At 75.9% G+C, this 1,462-nt stretch carries 2 protein-coding genes; both read left to right on the top strand.

Going from position 1 to position 1,462, the window contains the following annotated elements; all coding sequences use genetic code 11:
* The coding region (locus E1281_RS39625) for an EamA family transporter (protein WP_347813344.1) at positions 1–986 on the top strand (986 nt) is incomplete at its 5' end.
* Between the two features lie 70 nt (positions 987–1,056).
* Positions 1,057–1,311 (top strand): hypothetical protein, encoded by a 255-nt coding sequence (locus E1281_RS39620; RefSeq protein WP_131884806.1) that lies wholly within the window; start codon positions 1,057–1,059, stop codon positions 1,309–1,311.
* The last annotated feature ends 151 nt before the right edge of the window (positions 1,312–1,462 follow it).

Raw genomic sequence — 1,462 nt, 5'->3', positions numbered from 1 at the left:
GGGGAGCAGTGGGGTCGGCGGACGGGCGGGCGCGCACGCGCGCCTGGGGCGTGGGCCTGGTGCTGGTCTCCTCGGTGTGCTTCGGCGCGTCCGGGCCGTTCGGCAAGGCGCTCATCGAGGCCGGTCTCGGCCCCCTGCAGGCGGTGTGGCTGCGGATCGCGACCGCGGCGCTGGTCCTGGTCCCCGCCGTGGTGGTCCTGCGGGGACGGTCGGCGGCGCGCGGCCTGCGCCCCCACGCCGGCCGCCTGGTCCTGTACGGGCTGACGGGCGTCGCGGGCTGCCAGGCGTGCTACTTCGTGGCCGCGTCGCGGCTGCCGGTCGGGGTGGCGATCCTGCTGGAGTTCAGCGGCCCGGTCATCGTGCTGGCGTGGCTGAGGCTGGTGCGGCGCGTCCGGGTGCACCGCACCGCCGCCGGCGGCGTCGCGGTCGCCATGGCGGGGCTGTCGCTGGTCGTGCAGGTGTGGTCGGGCCTGTCCCTGGACCCGGTCGGCCTGCTCGCCGGGCTCGGCGCCGCCGCCGGCCAGGCCTGCTACTTCCTCATCGTCGACCGCCTCGCCGGGCGGGTCGACCCGCTGGTCATCACCGCGTCCGGCACCGCCGTCGCCGCGGCCGCGCTCGTCCCGCTGGCCGCGCCGTGGGCGCTGCCCTGGGACGTGCTGCCCGCCCAGGTCCCCGTCGCCGGGTTCACCGCGCCCGGCTGGACGCTCGTCGCCTGGATCGGCGTCGTCAGCACCGTCCTGGCCTACCTCGCCGGCGTCGCCGGCCTGCAGCGGCTGCCGGCGCAGGTCGGCGGCGCCATCTGCTACACCGAGGCCGTGGCCGCCGCGCTCATCGCCTGGGCGGTCCTCGGCGAGCGCCTCACGCCCGTCCAGATGCTCGGCGGCGGCATCGTCCTGACCGGCGCGTACCTGGCCCAGCGCGCCGCGTCCCGCCCGGACGCGCCCGCCGCGCCCGCCGCCGCGGCGCCTGTGGCGGCGGGCCGCTGAGCCGCCGGAAAATGAGTGTCGGGGCGCTCCCGATCATTCCTACACTCCATGGTTGCGGAGGCGAACAATCATGGACACCCCCACATTCCTGGCCCACTTGGAGAACCACGACATCCCCCTCACCCTGCCCCGGGGAGGGACCCTTCGCTGGGACGACGCGGACCTGCACCGCGCCGCGCACGCCCTCGACCCCGAGGGCTACGCGCTGCTCGGCCTCGCGCCCGGCGTGCGGCCCTGGCAGTCCACGGTCACCGCCCCGCACCTGGCCGGGCAGATCGTCACCGACGGCGACCGCACCGTGTACGCGTCCCTGTTCGCCCGCTGAACCCCCGGGGCGGCCCCGTAAAGGGGTTGCCCCGGGGGCGCGGCACCCAGTTGAATCAGAACCGCGGGAACTGTGCCGGGCACGTCAGGCAGAACCCCGATTCCAGATCCGGGATTCGCGCGATGCTCGAGACATCGTCAAGGCGACTGTG

Source organism: Actinomadura sp. KC345 (genome assembly GCF_004348515.1).
Taxonomy (GTDB): domain Bacteria; phylum Actinomycetota; class Actinomycetes; order Streptosporangiales; family Streptosporangiaceae; genus Spirillospora.
The sequence above is the reverse complement of the archived record's forward strand: the minus strand, read 5'-3'. Positions and strand labels throughout refer to the sequence as shown.